This window comes from Allobosea sp. RIT-PG3_2, from assembly GCF_057321085.1.
The window spans coordinates 55,375-68,956 of sequence record NZ_JBXWCA010000010.1 but is presented as its reverse complement, the minus strand read 5'-3'; the positions used below and the strand labels follow the sequence as shown (position 1 = coordinate 68,956).

Genomic DNA, 13,582 nt, shown 5'->3' with positions numbered 1-13,582 from the left:
GGAATGCCACCGCCTCTATGAGGACGGGGCGTAATAGCTCTGCTGAAGGGCCATCAGGCTGGTCATGAGCTGCTTAAAGCGCCGAAGGCGGCGCGCTGTCAACCGAGCTTCGGCGAGTAGTCGGTCGGCCTCATGATGCGATCCTCGATCGCGCCGACGAGGCTGCCATGCTGCAGCGAGGTCACGCGCTTGATCTCGATCCATTCGGGATCGGCCATGAAGCTCGTCCAGGCCTGCGTCTTCGTCTCGCTGTCGGGCCAGGCCAGGATGTAGGCGAATTCGATGCGCCCGGCGCTCGCCGTCTCCCACATCGCCGCGATCCGGAAGCCGTGCCGCGCCATGATAGGGGCAGCATGGTCGCGGAAGCGGGCATGGAACGCCGCCTTGTTGCGCTCGAAGATCTCGTAGATGCGCAACTGGTGGATCATGCCCGTCTCCGTCGACAGTGGCGGCCCTCAGGCCGCCTTCTTGCCCTTCTCCGCCGCCATCAGATCGATGAAGCGGTTGAAGAGATAGTGGCTGTCCTGCGGGCCGGGCGAGGCTTCCGGGTGATGCTGGACGCTGAAGGCCGGGCGGTCGGTCAGCGCGATACCGCTGTTCGAACCGTCGAAGAGCGAGACATGGGTCTCGACCGCATTGGCCGGCAGGCTCGCGGGATCGACGGCGAAGCCGTGGTTCATCGAGACGATCTCGACCTTGCCGGTGGTCTTGTCCTGCACAGGGTGGTTGGCGCCATGATGACCCTGCTTCATCTTCATCGTCTGGCCGCCGATGGCGAGGGCCATTATCTGGTGTCCCAGGCAGATGCCGAAGGTCGGGACCTTCCTGTCAAGCAGTTCCTTGATGACCGGCACCGCATATTCGCCGGTCGCGGCCGGGTCGCCCGGGCCGTTGGAAAGGAAGATGCCGTCGGGGTTCAGGGCGAGGATGTCCTCGGCGCTCGCGGTCGAAGGGACGACCGTGACGTCGCAGCCAGCCTTGGCGAGCAGGCGCAGGATGTTGCGCTTCACGCCGTAGTCGATGGCGACGACCTTGTAGTTCGCCGCTTCGCGCTTGCCGTAGCCGGCCGGCCAGACCCAGGGGGTTTCGTCCCAGTCATAGCGCTGGGCAGCGGTGACGAGCGGAACGAGGTCGAGCCCGGCCATGGAGGGCAGCCCTGCCGCCTGCTTCTTCAGTCGCTCGATGTCGAACACGCCGTCCGGGCTGTGGGCGAGGATGGCGTTCGGCATGCCGTTGTCGCGGATCAGCGCGGTGAGCGCGCGGGTGTCGACGCCGCAGATGCCGACGATGTTGCGGGCCTTCAGCCAGGCGTCGAAATGCCGGTTGGAGCGCCAGCTCGACGGCTCTGTGATGACGGCGTGGAGCACGCAGCCGCGCACGCCGGAAGAGGCGGCGGCGTTGACGGTCTCGGTGTCTTCGTCGTTCACGCCGACATTGCCGACATGCGGGAAGGTGAAGGTGATGATCTGCCCGGCATAGGACGGGTCGGTCAGGATTTCCTGATAGCCCGTCATCGCCGTGTTGAAGCAGACCTCGCCCGGCGCTTCGCCCACGGCGCCGAGGCCGAAGCCTTCCAGCACCGTGCCGTCGGCGAGCACGAGGAGCGCGGTCGCGCGCGGTTCGGTCCAGCCGCTATCGGCGGGGTTTCCTTCGGAAGCGGTCATGTCTATGTCTCGGTCCAGGCCGCGCCAGCGGCAGAATGCGGGGGCGGGGCTGTGGCAATCCACTCCGCCGGTCTGGAACGCGAGCCTTAAAGAGCCGGGCGCTGCCCGTCAATCAAGGTTGGTGCAGGCCGCACAAGAGAAAAAGGAACAACGAGATGACCAGCCTGCGCGAGCGCTTCACCGGCGATCTGAAGGAAGCGATGAAGGCCGGCGAGAAGGGCAGGGTCGGCGCGATCCGCCTGATCCAGGCGGCGCTGAAGGACAAGGACATCGAGGCGCGCGGCGCCGGCAAGGGCGAAGCTACGGCCGACGAGATCCTCGGCGTGCTCCAGAAGATGATCAAGCAGCGCCAGGAATCGATCGCGATCTACGACGCCAACGCCCGCCCCGAGCTCGCCGATGGCGAGCGCGCCGAGGTCGCGGTGATCTCTTCCTACCTGCCCAAGCAGATGTCCGACGAGGAGGTGAAGGCTGCGATCGACAACGCCATCGCCGAGAGCGGCGCGACTGCCGTCAAGGACATGGGCAAGGTCATCGGCATCCTGCGTGCGACCTATGCCGGCCAGATGGATTTCGGCAAGGTCAGCCCGATGGTGAAGGCGGCGCTGGGCGGTTGAGCCGGCAGGAACGGGCGGGCCTCAGGCCCGCTCGATATCCGTTTCGGAGAAGTCGTCGCCCTTGTAGAGCAGGGGCCAGCCGCGTGCCTTCGCCAGCGCATAGGCGGCGCAATCACCCATGTTGAGGCGGGCGGCGTGGCGGCCCTTGCCGTAGCGGCCATAGGCTTCGAAGGCGAGATCGGAGAGGGCTGCGTCGAAGGGGACGATGTCGACCTGCCAGCGGGTCAGCAATTCTTCGAGATGCGTCGGCGGCACATTGCGGCCGTAAGCGAGGACGATGCGCGTTTCCAGGTGGTTCGTTGCGGAAAGGCAGCGTTCCGAGGCCGCCGCTATCTGTCCGAGCAAGTCTCCGGCATCAGATTCACCTGTGAGGATCGCGACGAGCGCCGAGCTGTCGATGACGATCTTCACCACATCCCGTTCTCGTCATAGCCGATGATGTCGTCCATCTCCTGCCTTGTCATCGGCTTCTCGGCGGGCTTGATGTTGTGCCGCTCGTAGAAGTCGGCAAGCCAACGCCGCCCTTCAGCCACCCGCCGGGCCTTCTCCTCCTTGGACAATTCATCCTTGTCGAGCTCGCTCCTGACGGCCTGGCGCACGGCCTCGGTCAGACTGAGGCCACGGCGGCGCGCGAGCAGGCGCACGGCCTCCTCGGTCTCCGGATCCTTGATGTTGAGCGCCATCGCTTTCTTCCTTTTTCGCGATTTTCTTTACCAGATGGGGCGCGCTGTGGATATGGCCGATAAGGCCGGGAAAGGCAGACTTGCCGGTTGGCACAGGGCTGCGAAGGGTCCAGACAGGACGCCATGAAGTTCCCGCCCTCCGTCCTTGAGGAGATCAAGGCGCGGCTGCCTGTCTCGGCGGTCGTGGGCAAACGCGTGCGCCTGCAGAAGGCGGGGCGGGAATGGAAGGGGCTCTCGCCGTTCAACGCCGAGAAGACACCGTCCTTCTTCGTCAACGACCAGAAGGCCTCCTTCTTCGATTTCTCCTCCGGCAAGAACGGCGACATCTTCAAGTTCGTGATGGAGACCGAGGGGCTCTCCTTCCCGGAGGCCGTCGAGAAGCTCGCCGCCGAGGCCGGCGTCATCCTGCCGAAGATCACGCAGGAAGCGCAGGTCCAGGAGGAGAAGCGCAAGGGGCTGCACGAGGTCGTCGAGATCGCGGCGAAGTTCTTTGAAGCCGAGCTGATGGGCGAGCGCGGCGGGGCGGCCCGGCGCTATCTCTCGACGCGCGGGCTCGACGGCGAGGCGCGCACGCGCTTCCGGCTGGGATACGGCCCGGTCGATCGTTTTGCGCTGCGCGACCATCTGGCGGGCAAGGGCGTGCCGGCCGAGCTGATGATGGAGGCGGGGCTCCTGGTGCATGGCGAGGAGATCGCCGTGCCCTATGACCGCTTCCGCGATCGCATCATGTTCCCGATCCACGATTCGCGCGGACGCGTCGTCGCCTTCGGCGGCCGGGCGATGAGCGCGGAGGTGGCGGCCAAATACCTGAACTCGCCGGAGACGCCGCTCTTCCACAAGGGTTCGCTGCTGTTCAACCACCACAATGCCCGCAAGGCCTCGCACGACACCGGGCAGGTCATCGTGGTCGAGGGCTATGTCGACGTCATCGCCATGTCGCTCTCGGGCTTTCCGCAGACGGTGGCGCCGCTCGGCACGGCATTGACGGAGGATCAGCTCGGCCTGCTCTGGCGCATGGCCGACGAGCCCGTGATCTGCCTGGACGGCGACAAGGCGGGCCGCAAGGCCGCGAGCCGCGCGATCGACATCGCATTGCCGATGCTCGAACCGGGCAAGTCGCTCTCCTTCGCCCTGCTGCCGGACGGGCAGGATCCTGACGATCTCGCCCGCTCGGGCGGGCGGCAGGCCATCGCCGAGGTGGTCGCGGCGGCGCGGCCGCTCGTCGACATGCTCTGGCAGCGCGAGGTCGAGGCCGGGCCGCTCGATACGCCGGAACGGCGCGCCGCCTTCGAGCGGCGGCTGAAGGAGCCGCTGGGCCAGATCCGCGACGAGACGACCCGCAAGCATTACCGCCGCGAGATGGACGAGCGACTGGGCCAGCTCTTCGCCAGCGCCGCTCCGGCGCGGCCCGAGCGTGGTGGCGGACAGAGCAATTTTCAGCGCGGCAGCCGGGGCGGGCCGATGCGGGGAGGCGCCCGGCAGGTGCCGCCCTGGCTTGCAGGTCCGCTCAAGGCTTCGAGCGCGCTGACCCAGTCACGGATCGTGGCGAAGATGCGGGGAGAGGACCAGCGCGAGGCCTTCATCCTGCTGGCGCTGGCGAGCCACCCCGACCTCATCCTGCGTTGCGCCGACGATATCGCGGAGATGTCGCTCGACGGATCGGCAGCCGAGCGCTTCCGGCAGGCGCTGCTCGATGCGGTGGAGGAGACGCTCGACCGCGAGACGCTGGCGAATCGGTTGACCCAGCCGCGGGTCAAGGAGGCGCGCAACCAGCTGATGGCGGTCACGGGGCCGGCCGAACGGCTTAAACTCGCGCAAGATGCTGATCCAGAATCGGTTTTCGACTCGATTCATCAGGCCATCGTCTTGCATCATCGCGCGCGGACGCTAAATAGCGAGTTGAGAGCAGCCGAGCGCGCATTGGCTGACGACGCGACCGAAGCCAATTTCGCCTGGATCAAGGACGTCAAGGCCCGCCTCGAGACAATCGACGGCACCGAGGCCATGTCCGAAGATTGATAGCCCAGCGAATGGCGGTTGCCCGTTTGATGCGCGCAAGGTGTCGGGTGGTTCACGATTCGTCAACGACGTCTGGTGCCATCTGCGAGCAGTGATTTGGGTGGGTGAGCGCGCCGGGTCTGCGGTCGCGCCGCCCTTTTATGCGTCGGTATATGGCTGCCTCGGCCATGTCCGGCGCACGAATGCGGAGCGCTATTGATGGCGACAAAAGCGAGCGAACGGGAAAAGACCGATCAGGTCGCGCCGGATGCCCCCCCGACTACCGACGGCCCGTTGCTCGATCTGACCGATCAGGCCGTACGGCGGATGATCAAGCTCGCGAAGAAGCGCGGCTATGTCACCTATGATGAACTGAACGAGGTTCTGCCCTCGGAGGAGTTCTCCTCGGAGCAGATCGAGGACGTGCTCGGCCAGCTCAGCGAGCAGGGCATCAACGTCGTCGACAACGAGGACCCGGAAGCGGCCGGCGAGGAGCGCGCCAACCGCAAGGAAGCCGCGGGCAGCGACGACGACGAGGTCGAGGGCGGTGATCTCGTCGAGGCCTCGCGCCAGACGCTGCCGACCGAGACCAAGCGCAACCTCGAGCCGACCGAGCGCACCGACGATCCGGTGCGGATGTATCTGCGCGAGATGGGCTCCGTCGAGCTGCTCTCCCGCGAGGGCGAAATCGCCATCGCCAAGCGCATCGAGGCCGGCCGCGAGGCGATGATCGCCGGGCTCTGCGAGAGCCCGCTGACCTTCCAGGCTATCATCATCTGGCGCGACGAGCTCGTCGACGGCAAGATCCTGCTGCGGGACATCATCGATCTCGAGGCGACCTATGCCGGCCCGGACGGGAAGAACCCCGACGCGATCCCGGGAGAGGAAGGCGCTGAGGAAGCCGAGCAGGCCGAGACCCCGGAGGGCGAGACCCCGCCGGAGATGGACGATGACGACCTCGAGAACAACGTGTCGCTCTCGGCCATGGAGGCCGAGCTCAAGCCGCGCGTGCTCGAGACCTTCAACGCCATCGCCGACGACTACAAGAAGCTGCGCCGCCTGCAGGACCAGGACATCGCCAACCGGCTGGAGAACACCAAGCTCTCGCCGTCGCAGGACCGCAAATACAAGAAGCTCAAGGACGACATCATCACCGCGGTGAAGTCGCTCTCGCTCAACAACAACCGCATCGAGGCGCTGGTCGAGCAGCTCTACGACATCAACAAGCGCCTGATTGGCCACGAGACGCGCCTGCTGCGCCTCGCCGAGAGCTATGGCGTCGGCCGCGAGGACTTCCTCAAGCAGCATGTCGGCGGCGAGCTCGATCCGAAATGGGTGCTTCGCGTCTCCAAGCTGGGTTCGCGCGGCTGGAAGGAATTCGTCGGGTCCGAGCTGGAGCGCATCAAGCAGCTGCGCGAGGAGGTGCACACGCTCGCCTCCGAGACGGGCCTGGAGATCCAGGAATTCCGCAAGATCGTGCTGATGGTCCAGAAGGGCGAGCGCGAGGCAAGGCAGGCGAAGAAGGAAATGATCGAGGCCAATCTGCGCCTCGTGATCTCGATCGCCAAGAAGTACACCAATCGCGGCCTGCAGTTCCTCGACCTGATCCAGGAAGGCAATATCGGCCTGATGAAGGCGGTCGACAAGTTCGAGTACCGCCGCGGCTACAAGTTCTCGACCTACGCGACCTGGTGGATCCGGCAGGCGATCACCCGCTCGATCGCCGATCAGGCCCGCACGATCCGCATCCCCGTCCACATGATCGAGACGATCAACAAGATCGTGCGGACCTCGCGCCAGATGCTGCACGAGATCGGCCGCGAGCCGACCCCGGAGGAACTGGCCGAGAAGCTGGCCATGCCGCTGGAGAAGGTCCGCAAGGTCCTCAAGATCGCCAAGGAGCCGATTTCGCTCGAAACCCCGATCGGTGACGAGGAGGATTCGCATCTCGGCGACTTCATCGAGGACAAGAACGCGATCCTGCCGATCGACGCGGCGATCCAGAGCAATCTGCGTGAGACCACCACGCGTGTGCTGGCCTCGCTCACGCCGCGCGAGGAGCGCGTGCTGCGCATGCGCTTCGGCATCGGCATGAACACCGACCACACCCTCGAAGAGGTCGGCCAGCAGTTCAGCGTCACCCGCGAGCGCATCCGCCAGATCGAGGCGAAGGCGCTCAGGAAGCTGAAGCATCCGAGCCGGAGCAGGAAGCTCAGGAGCTTCCTGGACAACTGATCGCGAGAGCCTGCGTCGCCGCAGGCCGCTCGAGAACAAGGCCCGCTTCCATGCTGTGGAGGCGGGCTTTTCTTTTGGCGCGCTCCGAAGCGAACGCCGGATCAGTCCTCCTGTGAACGAAGGATGCCGCCGGGCCCGCGGCTGGTCAGTCTGCCGCCACTCAATGATTGAGCAGGCGGTCGATCATCGACAACGCTGCCTTGCGCTCCCGGAGGTTGCCCGTGCTCCCGTTCACCTATGACGCGCTACAGGAGCGCTTCGCCACGGTCCGCCCCTGGGCGAAGAACGCGATCGGCGACGCCACTAATCGCTGCGCGATCTGTATGGGCTATACGCTCAAGCTGACGCCGTCGCAGGATGACGCGACGATCCAGACCATCATGAATGCGGATCTCAAATCATCCTTCCAGGGAGCGCCGCCACTGGCAGGCGGGCCACGTCCCGGGGTGCTGCCCGGCTCAGGACAGCCCCTCAATCGGCTGAGCCAGCAACTCTTCATCCGGGCTTCGGAACTGCTGCCGCGCGTCCAGCGCGCCCATGGCCAGCCCGATATCGAGGGTGTCTGCAAGGACGTCTCACCCAAGGTGCTCGGTCGGAAGGGCGTGCTCTATCTGGAGAATTGCTACCAGACGACCGGCGACAAGAAATATTCCTTCCTGTTCCTGCAATGGACGAATGGCGACCATTGGGACTTGTTCGATGGCACCAACATCGTCGCGCAGGAGCAGCGGCTGGTCGGCAACAACCATTCCGGCCAGCTCTATTTCTGGCAGGCGCGCTGACGCCGTCCACCTCGAAAGGTGACGGGCTCAGAGCGTCCGCTGTAGCGCCAGCAATTGTTCCCACGCCTTGCCCCCGCCTTCAGCGAAGCGGCGAGGCCTTGATCTTCCCGGCAGGAAAAGGCTTCCTGCGCCTCCCAGCTGTCCGGAGGCACTATGTCCCCAGAGTTCCTGCTGACCTCGCTCATCATCGTGGCTTCGCCCGGAACCGGCGCGCTCTACACCATCGCGGCGGGCCTCACGCGCGGCTCGCGGGCGAGCGTGCTCGCGGCCTTCGCCTGCACGCTCGGGATCGTGCCGCATCTGATCGCGGCGATGATGGGCATCGCGGCGCTGCTCCATGCCAGCGCGCTTGCCTTCGCCATCGTGAAATACGCCGGCGTCGCCTATCTGCTGTTCATGGCCTGGCAGACGCTCAGGGAACATGGCGCGCTCAAGGTCGAGACCAGGGCCGATCCGCGCTCGGCCTGGCGCGTGCTGCGCGACGGGCTGGCGATCAACCTGCTCAATCCCAAGCTCTCGATCTTCTTCGTCGCCTTCCTGCCGCAGTTCATCGCGGCGGGCGAGCCGAGCCCGCTGGCGCGCATGCTGGAGCTCTCCGGGGTGTTCATGGCGATGACCTTCATCGTCTTCGCGCTCTACGGGCTCTTTGCCGCGGCGATGCGCGACCGGGTGATCGGCCGTCCGGCGGTGATGGCGTGGCTGAGGCGCAGCTTCGCCGCCGCTTTCGTGGCGCTGGGCGCCAAGCTCGCGCTGACCGAGCGCTGACGCGGCGATGTCGCGACAAGCGATCCTGACGGTAGATACGCGCGGGCCGGGGCTTAACGAGTTCACCGACCGCGTCGTCGCCTTCCTGCGTGCGAGCGGGGAGGAGAGCGGGCTGCTGACGCTCTTCGTGCGCCATACCTCCTGCTCCCTGCTGATCCAGGAGAATGCCGACCCGGACGTGCAGCGCGACCTCGACGCCTTCTTCCGCCGGCTGGTGCCGCCTGCCGACGATCCGGCGATGGATTATCTCGTCCATCGCGCGGAAGGGCCCGACGACATGCCCGCCCATATCAAGGCGGCGCTGACGCCGGTTTCGCTGTCGATCCCGGTGATGGGCGGCCGCCTCGCGCTCGGCACCTGGCAGGGCATCTACCTGTTCGAACACCGGGCGCGGCCGCATCGGCGCGAGGTGGCGCTCCACCTCTCGGCCTGAGGCGCGCTCAGGCCGGCGGCGCGACGACCAGCGCGACGAGGCGCCGGACCAGGGGCAGCACCAGGATCAACGTCGGGAAGGCGACGAGCCAGGACAGCGCCCAGGAGGCGGGCCAGGTCTGCAGGAACTCGGCGGTGAGGCCGAGCGCCTTCAACGTCGAGATGCCGGAGACGACGAAGGTCATCATCACCGACAGGACAAACGGCATCACCACGCCGGCGTAGCGGGCGGGGAGGCGGCGGAGGGTAGGACGGGACATGGATCAGGCTTTCGCAAGTGGCAGGCCGTTCGGATGCATCCTGATGCGGCCGTGAGCCGAAGGGATGCGTTGCCTGACGTGAGACGCTTACGAACGGGTTCGAGGCCCGATCGCGGCTCCATAGTCGATCGGGCCGGCGCTGCCAAGCCGCTTTCACGCTGGTCTTGCCGGATACAGGCGGGTTCGACTTGGCAGCGGCCGGCGAGGGGGCTACTGCTCCGCTCCTGAAGATCACCGGCCGGAGGAGAGCGCCGCATGTCCTTCCTGAAATCGCTGTTCGGCGGCCGCAAGCCTGCCGACGACAAGCCGGCAGGTCCCGTCAAGAGCATCGAGCACAACGGCTTCACCATCCATGCCACGCCCTATCAGGAGGCCGGGCAGTACCAGCTTTGCGGCGTGATCGAGAAGGTGGTCGACGGCGAGACGAAGAGCCATCGTTTCATCCGCGCCGATCGCTTCCCGGGTCAGGCCGAGGCAGCCGATTTCACGCTGGTGAAGGGCCAGCAGATCGTCGACATGGAAGGCGAGCGCATCTTCCGCTGAGCGCTTTTGCGCCCCCCGCGACCTTTTTTCCGGGGAACGGTTCCGCGGCCCATCGGTTTCCTGATCACACCCAACGATCAGGAGAACGCCATGACCGATCTGGCCGGAAAGAAGATTCTCATCCTCGCGACGCATGGCTTCGAGCAGTCTGAGCTCGACGTGCCGCATGCCGCCCTGCAGAAGGCCGGCGCTACCGTCGATATCGTCTCGCCCGAGGCGGGCGAGATCAGGGGCTGGCAGAACAAGGATTGGGGCCGGCCGGTCAAGGTCGACCGGACGCTCGACCAGGCGAAGGCCGAGGATTACGACGCGATCGTGCTTCCGGGCGGGCAGATGAACCCCGACACGCTACGCGGCAACGACAAGGCGCTGGCGTTGATCAAGTCCTTCTTCGAGCAGGGCAAGGTGGTCGCCGCCGTCTGCCACGGCCCGTGGCTGCTGATCGATACCGGCATCGCCAAGGGCCGCAAGATGACGTCCTACAAGACGATCAAGCAGGACCTGATCAACGCCGGGGCGAGCTGGGAGGATAGCGAGGTCGTCACCGACAAGGGCGTCGTTACCTCGCGCAAGCCGGACGACCTGCCGGCCTTCGTCGCCAAGATCATCGAGGAGGTCCGGGAAGGCCGCCACGAGCGCCGCGCTGCCTGACAGCGGCGGCTCGCCGCAATTCCCCGAAAAGCGCATCCGCGGTCCATGAGGGCCGCGGATTTTCCATTTCTGCGGCGTGGACGAGGTCGCAGAGCCGGGCATTGACCGGCGCCGCCTGCCCGAGCGTCCCGGCCTGCCGGACGATCTCGCCGTTGATCCAGTCGATCTCCGTCGGCCGGCCTGCCGCGAGGTTGCGGCCAGATCCCGCGCCGCTATGGCCGTGCCGCCGGATTTCACCGTGGCGAGGACGAGGTCGCAATCTTTGGCGATCGCCGCATCGGTCACGAAGACGATCGCCTCCGGCGGCACATGCCAGCTGCGGCCGTCGTAATGCGAGACGGTCAGGCCGTCGCGCCGCAGCACATCGCCGATGGCGGGGCGGCCGATGAAGCGGATATCGCCGCCGGCAGCCAGGAGGCGCCCACCGAGATAGCAGCCGACCAGTCCGGCGCCGTAGATGCAGATCCTCGCCATGTCGCACGCTCCTGCCGCTCCGGTGCCCCGTCAACGCGGAGCATCGTCAAGCGCCGCCCCGGCAGGCCAACCTGCCGCGACCGCGCGGCCGCCCTGCCTCCGGTGCGCTTGTCCGGCCCGCCTCAGGCGCTAAAGCTGCCGGTAGAAGAGTCACCTCCGAACGAGTGGCTGCCGAGGAAACATGTCCCAGCCTGCCGACCGCTACCAACCGGATTCTCCCTATGCCTGGCTGCGCCTCGCCGTCGCGCTGGTGGTCGGCACCGTCGCCTGCGTCGGCTCCTGGTCGGTCGTGGTGGTGCTGCCGGCGATGCAGGGGGAGTTCGACACGCTGCGGGCGGGCGCCTCGCTGCCCTATACCTGCGCCATGCTCGGCTTCGGCGTGGGCCAGATCGTCATGGGCCGCGTCGCCGACCGCTACGGCATCTCGGTGCCGATCATCGCCGGCGCGCTGCTGCTCGCCGCCGGCTACACCGCGGCGGGCCTGTCGCATTCGCTCTGGCAGTTCGCGGCGGCGCATGGGCTGCTAATCGGGATGGGCAGCGCGGCGGGCTTCTCGCCGCTGATCTCCGACCTGTCGCACTGGTTCCGCCGGCATCGCGGGCTCGCCGTGGTCTGCGGCGCGTCCGGCAGCTATCTCGCCGGCGTGGTCTGGCCGCAAATCATCACCTGGGGACTAGCCCATCATGGCTGGCGCGCGACCCATTTCGGTATCGCCGTCGCGGCGCTCGTCATCATGCTGCCGCTGGCGCCATTCTTCCGCCGCCAGCCGGCAGCCGCGACGCTCGCGGCGGCCGAGGCGCACAGCGCGGGCGCGCGCGGCGATCTCGGCCTCAGCGCCGGACAGCTCCAGCTATTGCTCTGCGTCGCCGGCTTTGCCTGCTGCGTCGCGATGGCGATGCCGCAGGTCCACATCGTCGCCTATTGTGGCGACCTCGGCTACGGCGTCGCCCGCGGCGCCGAGATGCTCTCGCTGATGATGCTGCTCGGCATCGTCAGCCGCATCGGCTCGGGCTTCATCGCGGACCGGATCGGCGGTGTGGCGACGCTGGCGCTCGGCTCCCTCATGCAGGGCGTCGCGCTCTTCCTTTATCTCTGGTTCGACGGGCTGCAGTCGCTCTATGTCGTCAGCGCCATCTTCGGGCTGTTCCAGGGCGGCATCGTGCCGATGTACGCCGTCATCATCCGCGAATACCTGCCGGCAAAGCAGGCCGGCGTGCGCATCGGTCTGGTCATGTCGGTGACGGTTCTCGGCATGGCGGTCGGCGGTTATCTGTCCGGCGTCATCTTCGACTATTTCAGCTCGTACCGGATGGCCTTCCTCAACGGGCTCGCCTGGAACCTCGTCAATCTGAGCGTGGTCTGCTGGCTGATGCTGCGGTCGCGGCGGGCCTCCTCGCCGGCTCAGCTCGTGGGCGCGCCGGGACGATAGGTGCCGAAGCACCAGACATGCCCTTCCGGGTCCTTGCAGATGAAGTCGCGGCTGCCATAGGGCTGGTCTGTCGGCTCCATGCAGATCTCGGCGCCGGCCTTGCGGGCGCGTTCGCAGCGCGCATCGATATCGTCGGTCGCGATATAGGGTGAGGCTGTGGTGCCGCCGAGCTCGGCGGGCCGCGAGACGAGCTTGCCGAATTCGTTGCCCTCGGACGAGCCGAGCATGATGTAGCTGCCGCCCATCCGCAGCTCGCCGTGGAGCAGGGTCTTGCCGTCCTCCGAATAATAGGCGGCGTGCTTCTCGAAGCCGAAGGCCTCGATCAGCCAGTCATACATCCGCGGGGCGTCGGCATAGCGCAACGAGATGCAGATCATTGGTTCCGGGCTGGACGGCGCGGGGCTGGGCATGGCGGCGATCCTCGTTGGCGGGGCCTCGGCGATTGTCGCCGGTAACGCCGGGCGAGGCAAAGGGTTCGGGTCACTTGCCTGCCGGCGGCAGCCTCGCCATCATCGCACTGCGGATCTCCCCGCATGCCTTGCAGGATACCCATGACCAAAGCCGACCAGCGCCATGAAGACGAGCCGCGCGGCACGCTGACCGTGCGGACCATCGCCATGCCGGGCGATACCAATGCCAATGGCGACATCTTCGGCGGCTGGGTGATGTCGCGGATGGACCAGGCGGGCGGTATCGCCGGCGTCGACCAGGCGCAGGGGCGCGTGGTCACGGTCGCGGTGGAGGCGATGACCTTCATTCACCCTGTGAAAGTCGGCGACGTGCTCAGCGTCTACACCGAGATCGAGTCGGTCGGCCGGACGTCGATGCGGATCCATGTCGAGGCCTGGGCCAAGCGCTTCCGCACGACCCTGCACGAGAAGGTCACCGACGCGACCTTCACCTTCGTCGCCATCGACGAGGAGGGCCGCCCGCGCCCGGTGCCGAAGCCGGCCGGGGATTGAGGGGCGCCCGAATTCCTAACAGGGCGTGAAGCCGCCCTCGGACAATGTGATTCAAAAGAATCCACTTTTAAGCGTTCTTTAAGCGCG

Annotated in this window: 17 protein-coding genes and 1 pseudogene; 10 read left to right on the top strand and 8 right to left on the bottom strand. The window is 66.5% G+C overall.

What is annotated here, in order from left to right; translation table 11 throughout:
• Positions 1 to 98 precede the first annotated feature (98 nt).
• Together AC2FAN_RS23045 and carA are read right to left on the bottom strand one after the other, a co-directional pair.
• Positions 99 to 428, bottom strand: a complete 330-nt coding sequence (locus AC2FAN_RS23045; protein ID WP_485176475.1) for an NIPSNAP family protein — start codon at positions 426 to 428, stop codon at positions 99 to 101.
• A 27-nt stretch (positions 429 to 455) separates the two neighbouring features.
• Positions 456 to 1,664 (bottom strand): glutamine-hydrolyzing carbamoyl-phosphate synthase small subunit, encoded by a 1,209-nt coding sequence (gene carA / locus AC2FAN_RS23040; RefSeq protein WP_485176473.1) that lies wholly within the window; start codon positions 1,662 to 1,664, stop codon positions 456 to 458.
• Between the two features lie 155 nt (positions 1,665 to 1,819).
• Between carA and AC2FAN_RS23035 the strand changes: the two genes are divergently transcribed.
• A complete protein-coding gene (locus AC2FAN_RS23035) occupies positions 1,820 to 2,281 on the top strand; it encodes a GatB/YqeY domain-containing protein (RefSeq protein ID WP_485176472.1) in 462 nt (153 codons plus the stop codon).
• Positions 2,282 to 2,302: 21 nt separating this feature from the next.
• Here AC2FAN_RS23035 and AC2FAN_RS23030 read toward each other — a convergent pair whose 3' ends face one another.
• Together AC2FAN_RS23030 and AC2FAN_RS23025 are read right to left on the bottom strand one after the other, a co-directional pair.
• A complete protein-coding gene (locus AC2FAN_RS23030) occupies positions 2,303 to 2,695 on the bottom strand; it encodes a type II toxin-antitoxin system VapC family toxin (RefSeq protein ID WP_485176471.1) in 393 nt (130 codons plus the stop codon).
• Positions 2,689 to 2,964 (bottom strand): type II toxin-antitoxin system VapB family antitoxin, encoded by a 276-nt coding sequence (locus tag AC2FAN_RS23025; RefSeq protein WP_485176470.1) that lies wholly within the window; start codon positions 2,962 to 2,964, stop codon positions 2,689 to 2,691. The genes AC2FAN_RS23030 and AC2FAN_RS23025 overlap by 7 nt, the downstream gene beginning before the upstream one ends.
• Before the next feature lie 123 nt (positions 2,965 to 3,087).
• Between AC2FAN_RS23025 and dnaG the strand changes: the two genes are divergently transcribed.
• The 5 genes from dnaG to AC2FAN_RS23000 all read left to right on the top strand — a co-directional run bounded on the left by dnaG (position 3,088) and on the right by AC2FAN_RS23000 (position 9,177).
• A complete protein-coding gene (gene dnaG, locus AC2FAN_RS23020) occupies positions 3,088 to 4,983 on the top strand; it encodes a DNA primase (protein ID WP_485176469.1) in 1,896 nt (631 codons plus the stop codon).
• 198 nt (positions 4,984 to 5,181) lie between these two features.
• Positions 5,182 to 7,197: an RNA polymerase sigma factor RpoD gene (rpoD, locus tag AC2FAN_RS23015; protein ID WP_265054239.1), complete on the top strand. Its 2,016-nt coding sequence runs from the start codon at positions 5,182 to 5,184 to the stop codon at positions 7,195 to 7,197.
• Between the two features lie 221 nt (positions 7,198 to 7,418).
• Positions 7,419 to 7,979 carry a hypothetical protein gene (locus tag AC2FAN_RS23010; RefSeq protein WP_485176468.1) on the top strand — a complete coding sequence of 187 codons (561 nt, stop codon included), beginning with the start codon at positions 7,419 to 7,421 and terminating at the stop codon, positions 7,977 to 7,979.
• Between the two features lie 153 nt (positions 7,980 to 8,132).
• Complete coding sequence (locus tag AC2FAN_RS23005; RefSeq protein ID WP_265054237.1) at positions 8,133 to 8,744, top strand: LysE family translocator; 612 nt, start codon at positions 8,133 to 8,135, stop codon at positions 8,742 to 8,744.
• 7 nt (positions 8,745 to 8,751) lie between these two features.
• Positions 8,752 to 9,177 carry a secondary thiamine-phosphate synthase enzyme YjbQ gene (locus tag AC2FAN_RS23000; protein WP_265054236.1) on the top strand — a complete coding sequence of 142 codons (426 nt, stop codon included), beginning with the start codon at positions 8,752 to 8,754 and terminating at the stop codon, positions 9,175 to 9,177.
• A gap of 7 nt (positions 9,178 to 9,184) precedes the next feature.
• On the opposite strand, the gene AC2FAN_RS22995 is transcribed toward AC2FAN_RS23000, so the two are convergent.
• Positions 9,185 to 9,436: a DUF2798 domain-containing protein gene (locus tag AC2FAN_RS22995; RefSeq protein WP_485176467.1), complete on the bottom strand. Its 252-nt coding sequence runs from the start codon at positions 9,434 to 9,436 to the stop codon at positions 9,185 to 9,187.
• Between the two features lie 255 nt (positions 9,437 to 9,691).
• On the opposite strand from AC2FAN_RS22995, the gene AC2FAN_RS22990 reads away from it, so the two are divergent.
• Both AC2FAN_RS22990 and AC2FAN_RS22985 read left to right on the top strand, forming a co-directional pair.
• Positions 9,692 to 9,979, top strand: a complete 288-nt coding sequence (locus AC2FAN_RS22990; RefSeq protein ID WP_265054234.1) for an HlyU family transcriptional regulator — start codon at positions 9,692 to 9,694, stop codon at positions 9,977 to 9,979.
• Between the two features lie 90 nt (positions 9,980 to 10,069).
• Positions 10,070 to 10,630 (top strand): type 1 glutamine amidotransferase domain-containing protein, encoded by a 561-nt coding sequence (locus AC2FAN_RS22985; RefSeq protein ID WP_265054233.1) that lies wholly within the window; start codon positions 10,070 to 10,072, stop codon positions 10,628 to 10,630.
• Here the strand turns inward: AC2FAN_RS22985 and AC2FAN_RS22980 are convergent.
• The gene (locus tag AC2FAN_RS22980) at positions 10,584 to 10,889 is read right to left on the bottom strand and encodes a ketopantoate reductase C-terminal domain-containing protein (protein WP_476805594.1); all 306 of its coding nucleotides are present in this window, start codon (positions 10,887 to 10,889) and stop codon (positions 10,584 to 10,586) included. The genes AC2FAN_RS22985 and AC2FAN_RS22980 overlap by 47 nt on opposite strands.
• Positions 10,835 to 11,104: pseudogene (locus AC2FAN_RS22975) on the bottom strand (2-dehydropantoate 2-reductase N-terminal domain-containing protein); the annotation flags it as partial. The pseudogene AC2FAN_RS22975 and the gene AC2FAN_RS22980, both read right to left, overlap by 55 nt.
• Before the next feature lie 181 nt (positions 11,105 to 11,285).
• Between AC2FAN_RS22975 and AC2FAN_RS22970 the strand changes: the two are divergent.
• Positions 11,286 to 12,533: an MFS transporter gene (locus AC2FAN_RS22970; protein ID WP_265054231.1), complete on the top strand. Its 1,248-nt coding sequence runs from the start codon at positions 11,286 to 11,288 to the stop codon at positions 12,531 to 12,533.
• Here AC2FAN_RS22970 and AC2FAN_RS22965 read toward each other — a convergent pair.
• Positions 12,506 to 12,943, bottom strand: coding sequence for a VOC family protein (locus AC2FAN_RS22965; protein ID WP_485176466.1), 438 nt, complete (start codon positions 12,941 to 12,943; stop codon positions 12,506 to 12,508). The two genes, AC2FAN_RS22970 and AC2FAN_RS22965, sit on opposite strands and share 28 nt — an antisense overlap.
• Positions 12,944 to 13,084: 141 nt before the next feature.
• On the opposite strand from AC2FAN_RS22965, the gene AC2FAN_RS22960 reads away from it, so the two are divergent.
• Positions 13,085 to 13,495, top strand: a complete 411-nt coding sequence (locus tag AC2FAN_RS22960) for an acyl-CoA thioesterase (RefSeq protein ID WP_265054229.1) — start codon at positions 13,085 to 13,087, stop codon at positions 13,493 to 13,495.
• Positions 13,496 to 13,582 lie beyond the last annotated feature (87 nt).

What these genes read in the sequence shown, in the direction of transcription:
- AC2FAN_RS22985 (WP_265054233.1), top strand. Translation starts at nt 10,070, where the DNA reads ATGACCGATCTGGCCGGAAAGAAGATTCTCATCCTCGCGACGCATGGC.
- AC2FAN_RS23045 (WP_485176475.1), bottom strand. Translation starts at nt 428, where the DNA reads ATGATCCACCAGTTGCGCATCTACGAGATCTTCGAGCGCAACAAGGCG.
- rpoD (WP_265054239.1), top strand. Translation starts at nt 5,182, where the DNA reads ATGGCGACAAAAGCGAGCGAACGGGAAAAGACCGATCAGGTCGCGCCG.
- dnaG (WP_485176469.1), top strand. Translation starts at nt 3,088, where the DNA reads ATGAAGTTCCCGCCCTCCGTCCTTGAGGAGATCAAGGCGCGGCTGCCT.
- AC2FAN_RS22970 (WP_265054231.1), top strand. Translation starts at nt 11,286, where the DNA reads ATGTCCCAGCCTGCCGACCGCTACCAACCGGATTCTCCCTATGCCTGG.
- carA (WP_485176473.1), bottom strand. Translation starts at nt 1,664, where the DNA reads ATGACCGCTTCCGAAGGAAACCCCGCCGATAGCGGCTGGACCGAACCG.
- AC2FAN_RS23005 (WP_265054237.1), top strand. Translation starts at nt 8,133, where the DNA reads ATGTCCCCAGAGTTCCTGCTGACCTCGCTCATCATCGTGGCTTCGCCC.
- AC2FAN_RS22995 (WP_485176467.1), bottom strand. Translation starts at nt 9,436, where the DNA reads ATGTCCCGTCCTACCCTCCGCCGCCTCCCCGCCCGCTACGCCGGCGTG.
- AC2FAN_RS23000 (WP_265054236.1), top strand. Translation starts at nt 8,752, where the DNA reads ATGTCGCGACAAGCGATCCTGACGGTAGATACGCGCGGGCCGGGGCTT.
- AC2FAN_RS22990 (WP_265054234.1), top strand. Translation starts at nt 9,692, where the DNA reads ATGTCCTTCCTGAAATCGCTGTTCGGCGGCCGCAAGCCTGCCGACGAC.
- AC2FAN_RS22960 (WP_265054229.1), top strand. Translation starts at nt 13,085, where the DNA reads ATGACCAAAGCCGACCAGCGCCATGAAGACGAGCCGCGCGGCACGCTG.
- AC2FAN_RS22965 (WP_485176466.1), bottom strand. Translation starts at nt 12,943, where the DNA reads ATGCCCAGCCCCGCGCCGTCCAGCCCGGAACCAATGATCTGCATCTCG.
- AC2FAN_RS23025 (WP_485176470.1), bottom strand. Translation starts at nt 2,964, where the DNA reads ATGGCGCTCAACATCAAGGATCCGGAGACCGAGGAGGCCGTGCGCCTG.
- AC2FAN_RS23035 (WP_485176472.1), top strand. Translation starts at nt 1,820, where the DNA reads ATGACCAGCCTGCGCGAGCGCTTCACCGGCGATCTGAAGGAAGCGATG.